The sequence below is a fragment of the Arthrobacter ruber genome, assembly GCF_002954225.1.
Lineage (GTDB): Bacteria > Actinomycetota > Actinomycetes > Actinomycetales > Micrococcaceae > Arthrobacter_D > Arthrobacter_D ruber.
The window spans coordinates 1-5,412 of record NZ_PPTH01000003.1 but is presented as its reverse complement, the minus strand read 5'-3'; the positions used below and the strand labels follow the sequence as shown (position 1 = coordinate 5,412).

General features: G+C 56.2%; 2 rRNA genes. Both read left to right on the top strand.

The window, feature by feature from the left end:
* Positions 1-1,453 (top strand): 16S ribosomal RNA (locus tag CI785_RS00025); the annotation flags it as partial.
* 529 nt (positions 1,454-1,982) lie between these two features.
* A 23S ribosomal RNA gene (locus tag CI785_RS00020) occupies positions 1,983-5,138 on the top strand.
* The last annotated feature ends 274 nt before the right edge of the window (positions 5,139-5,412 follow it).

The window sequence follows — 5,412 nt, the reverse complement described above, 5'->3', positions numbered from 1 at the left end:
GGGGGATTAGTGGCGAACGGGTGAGTAACACGTGAGTAACCTGCCCTTGACTCTGGGATAAGCCTGGGAAACCGGGTCTAATACTGGATACGACCTTCTGGCGCATGCCATGTTGGTGGAAAGCTTTTGTGGTTTTGGATGGACTCGCGGCCTATCAGCTTGTTGGTGGGGTAATGGCCTACCAAGGCGACGACGGGTAGCCGGCCTGAGAGGGTGACCGGCCACACTGGGACTGAGACACGGCCCAGACTCCTACGGGAGGCAGCAGTGGGGAATATTGCACAATGGGCGCAAGCCTGATGCAGCGACGCCGCGTGAGGGATGAAGGCCTTCGGGTTGTAAACCTCTTTCAGTAGGGAAGAAGCCGCTCCTTTTTGGGGGTGGTGACGGTACCTGCAGAAGAAGCGCCGGCTAACTACGTGCCAGCAGCCGCGGTAATACGTAGGGCGCAAGCGTTATCCGGAATTATTGGGCGTAAAGAGCTCGTAGGCGGTTTGTCGCGTCTGCCGTGAAAGTCCGGGGCTTAACTCCGGATCTGCGGTGGGTACGGGCAGACTAGAGTGCAGTAGGGGAGACTGGAATTCCTGGTGTAGCGGTGAAATGCGCAGATATCAGGAGGAACACCGATGGCGAAGGCAGGTCTCTGGGCTGTAACTGACGCTGAGGAGCGAAAGCATGGGGAGCGAACAGGATTAGATACCCTGGTAGTCCATGCCGTAAACGTTGGGCACTAGGTGTGGGGGACATTCCACGTTTTCCGCGCCGTAGCTAACGCATTAAGTGCCCCGCCTGGGGAGTACGGCCGCAAGGCTAAAACTCAAAGGAATTGACGGGGGCCCGCACAAGCGGCGGAGCATGCGGATTAATTCGATGCAACGCGAAGAACCTTACCAAGGCTTGACATGAACCGGAATGATGCAGAGATGTGTCAGCCACTTGTGGCCGGTTTACAGGTGGTGCATGGTTGTCGTCAGCTCGTGTCGTGAGATGTTGGGTTAAGTCCCGCAACGAGCGCAACCCTCGTTCCATGTTGCCAGCGGGTTATGCCGGGGACTCATGGGAGACTGCCGGGGTCAACTCGGAGGAAGGTGGGGACGACGTCAAATCATCATGCCCCTTATGTCTTGGGCTTCACGCATGCTACAATGGCCGGTACAAAGGGTTGCGATACTGTGAGGTGGAGCTAATCCCAAAAAGCCGGTCTCAGTTCGGATTGAGGTCTGCAACTCGACCTCATGAAGTTGGAGTCGCTAGTAATCGCAGATCAGCAACGCTGCGGTGAATACGTTCCCGGGCCTTGTACACACCGCCCGTCAAGTCACGAAAGTTGGTAACACCCGAAGCCGGTGGCCTAACCCCTTGTGGGAGGGAGCCGTCGAAGGTGGGACCGGCGATTGGGACTAAGTCGTAACAAGGTAGCCGTACCGGAAGGTGCGGCTGGATCACCTCCTTTCTAAGGAGCGCCTCAGGTTCATGTGCCCGTCCCAAGTGTCGGGTGTGTGGTCTGCAGGAGTCAGCCCATAGCGCGGGCGTTTGTTCCGCGGTGGGTGCTCATGGGTGGAATATCAATGAATAGGTTTCGCTGCTGGTGTTGGCCGGCTCGAGTACGCCTGGTCGTGGTTCCTGGTGCTGTCCCTTCCTGTTGGTGGGGGTGGCCGGGGGTCATGGTGGGGTTGGAAAGGGTTGGTTGGTGCGTGGTGGTGGTGATCGTTTGGCACACTGTTGGGTCCTGAGATAACAGGGCTCTTATTTGTCGTTCTCCGGTGTTCGTGCGGGGTTCGGTGGGTGGGATCCGGTTGTTTCTGGTTTCCCGTGCAGGTCCTGCTTGTCCCGTTGGTGGGGTGGGTGGGGGTGTGACGGGGTTGTTGGTTGAGAACTGCATAGTGGACGCGAGCATCTTAAAAAGAAGCAATTTCTAAGATAAATCTGGTTTCGGACGTCATGTTCGGGCCTGGTTTTCTCGATATGTTTTTGATCTTAGTGGTCAAGTTTTTAAGGGCACACGGTGGATGCCTTGGCATCAGGAGCCGAAGAAGGACGTGGGAATCTGCGATAAGCCTGGGGGAGTTGATAACCGAACTTTGATCCCAGGATGTCCGAATGGGGAAACCCCGCCCGGCGCGCGAGTGACCGGGTGACCCGTATCTGAACACATAGGGTACGTGGAGGGAACGTGGGGAAGTGAAACATCTCAGTACCCACAGGAAGAGAAAACAATAGTGATTCCGTCAGTAGTGGCGAGCGAACGCGGATCAGGCTAAACCAGTGGTGTGTGATAGCCGGCGGGCGTTGCATCACTGGGGTTGTGGGACTTTCCGTTCCAGTTCTGCCGGACTGGTGAAATGAGTGCGTGCGTATAGGTGAACGGGTTTGAAAGCCCGGCCGGAGAGGGTGTTAGTCCCGTAACCGTAATGCGTGACGCCGTTTGGAGAGGATCCCAAGTAGCACGGGGCCCGAGAAATCCCGTGCGAATCTGCCAGGACCACCTGGTAAGCCTAAATACTCCCTGATGACCGATAGCGGACCAGTACCGTGAGGGAAAGGTGAAAAGTACCCCGGGAGGGGAGTGAAATAGTACCTGAAACCGTGTGCCTACAAACCGTCGGAGCAGACTTGTATCTGTGACGGCGTGCCTTTTGAAGAATGAGCCTGCGAGTTAGTGTTACGTCGCGAGGTTAACCCGTGTGGGGAAGCCGTAGCGAAAGCGAGTCTGAATAGGGCGGACAAAGTGGCGTGATCTAGACCCGAAGCGAAGTGATCTACCCATGGCCAGGTTGAAGCGACGGTAAGACGTCGTGGAGGACCGAACCCACTTCAGTTGAAAATGGAGGGGATGAGCTGTGGGTAGGGGTGAAAGGCCAATCAAACTTCGTGATAGCTGGTTCTCCCCGAAATGCATTTAGGTGCAGCGTTGCGTGTTTCTTACCGGAGGTAGAGCTACTGGATGGCTAATGGGCCCTACAAGGTTACTGACGTCAGCCAAACTCCGAATGCCGGTAAGTGAGAGCGCAGCAGTGAGACTGTGGGGGATAAGCTTCATAGTCGAGAGGGAAACAGCCCAGACCACCAACTAAGGCCCCTAAGCGTGTGCTAAGTGGGAAAGGATGTGGAGTTGCCCAGACAACCAGGAGGTTGGCTTAGAAGCAGCCACCCTTGAAAGAGTGCGTAATAGCTCACTGGTCAAGTGATTCCGCGCCGACAATGTAGCGGGGCTCAAGTACACCGCCGAAGTTGTGGCATTCACATAGATCCCAAGCCGGAGACTTGCTCTCTTGGTTCAAGGATGTGGATGGGTAGGGGAGCGTCGTGTGGGCAGTGAAGTCGCGGTGGAAACCAGCGGTGGAGCCTACACGAGTGAGAATGCAGGCATGAGTAGCGAAAGACGGGTGAGAAACCCGTCCGCCGAATGATCAAGGGTTCCAGGGTCAAGCTAATCTGCCCTGGGTAAGTCGGGACCTAAGGCGAGGCCGACAGGCGTAGTCGATGGACAACGGGTTGATATTCCCGTACCGGCGAAGAACCGCCAATACTGATCGAGGGACACTAACCGCCAGAAGCATGACCGCCCACCCTTGTGGTGACGTGGTTTTTTGCCGATCGCGGGACCTGATCTCGGGAGGTAAGCGTATTAACAGGTGTGACGCAGGAAGGTAGCCAAGCCGGGCGATGGTAGTCCCGGTCTAAGGATGTAGGGCAGGGCGTAGGCAAATCCGCGTCCTCGTGTTCAGTCACAGGCCTGAGATCTGATGGGACCCCCGCAAGGGGGAATTTGGTGATCCTATGCTGCCGAGAAAAGCATCGGCGCGAGGTTCCAGCCGCCCGTACCCCAAACCGACACAGGTGATCAGGTAGAGAATACTAAGGCGATCGAGAGAATTATGGTTAAGGAACTCGGCAAAATGCCCCCGTAACTTCGGGAGAAGGGGGGCCCCAACTGTGATGGCGACTAGCTCGCCGGAGCGGATCGGGGCCGCAGAGACCAGGGGGAAGCGACTGTTTACTAAAAACACAGGTCCGTGCGAAGTCGCAAGACGATGTATACGGACTGACTCCTGCCCGGTGCTGGAAGGTTAAGAGGACCGGTTAGTTTCACGCTTGCGTGGGACGAAGCTGGGAATTTAAGCCCCAGTAAACGGCGGTGGTAACTATAACCATCCTAAGGTAGCGAAATTCCTTGTCGGGTAAGTTCCGACCTGCACGAATGGAGTAACGACTTCCCCGCTGTCTCAACCATAAACTCGGCGAAATTGCAGTACGAGTAAAGATGCTCGTTACGCGCAGCAGGACGGAAAGACCCCGAGACCTTCACTATAGTTTGGTATTGGTGTTCGGTGTGGCTTGTGTAGGATAGGTGGGAGACTGTGAAGCGTGGACGCCAGTTCACGTGGAGTCATCGTTGAAATACCACTCTGGTCACTCTGGATATCTAACTTCGGCCCGTAATCCGGGTCAGGGACAGTGCCTGATGGGTAGTTTAACTGGGGCGGTTGCCTCCTAAAAAGTAACGGAGGCGCCCAAAGGTTCCCTCAGCCTGGTTGGCAATCAGGTGGCGAGTGTAAGTGCACAAGGGAGCTTGACTGTGAGAGAGACATCTCAAGCAGGGACGAAAGTCGGGACTAGTGATCCGGCGGCACATTGTGGAATGGCCGTCGCTCAACGGATAAAAGGTACCTCGGGGATAACAGGCTGATCTTGCCCAAGAGTCCATATCGACGGCATGGTTTGGCACCTCGATGTCGGCTCGTCGCATCCTGGGGCTGGAGTAGGTCCCAAGGGTTGGGCTGTTCGCCCATTAAAGCGGTACGCGAGCTGGGTTTAGAACGTCGTGAGACAGTTCGGTCCCTATCCGCTGCGCGCGCAGGAAATTTGAGAAGGGCTGTCCTTAGTACGAGAGGACCGGGACGGACGAACCTCTGGTGTGTCAGTTGTACTGCCAAGTGCACCGCTGATTAGCTACGTTCGGATGGGATAACCGCTGAAAGCATCTAAGCGGGAAGCCTGCTTCAAGATGAGATTTCCATACACCTAGAGTGTGAGAGGCCCCCAGCCAGACCACTGGGTTGATAGGCCGGACGTGGAAGCAGGGACTAAAGACCTGTGAAGCTGACCGGTACTAATAAGCCGATAACTTACACCACACACCCACCCCCACCAGGGACGGGAACGAGGACCACGAAGAGGAACACACCGGGCAACCGGGTGAAACCCTCCTCACGGACACTCCAACCCACCACCCCTCGGTGACACACGGGGAGGGTGAAGATCGAATGCTACGCGTCCACTATGCGGTTCCCAACCAACAACAGGAACCACAACTGAATACTGTTACATCCAGCACGATTGATGTAACCCACCAGACTTACCACCCACCCCCACCAGGGACACCAGGGACACTCCACACGAGCACCCCGG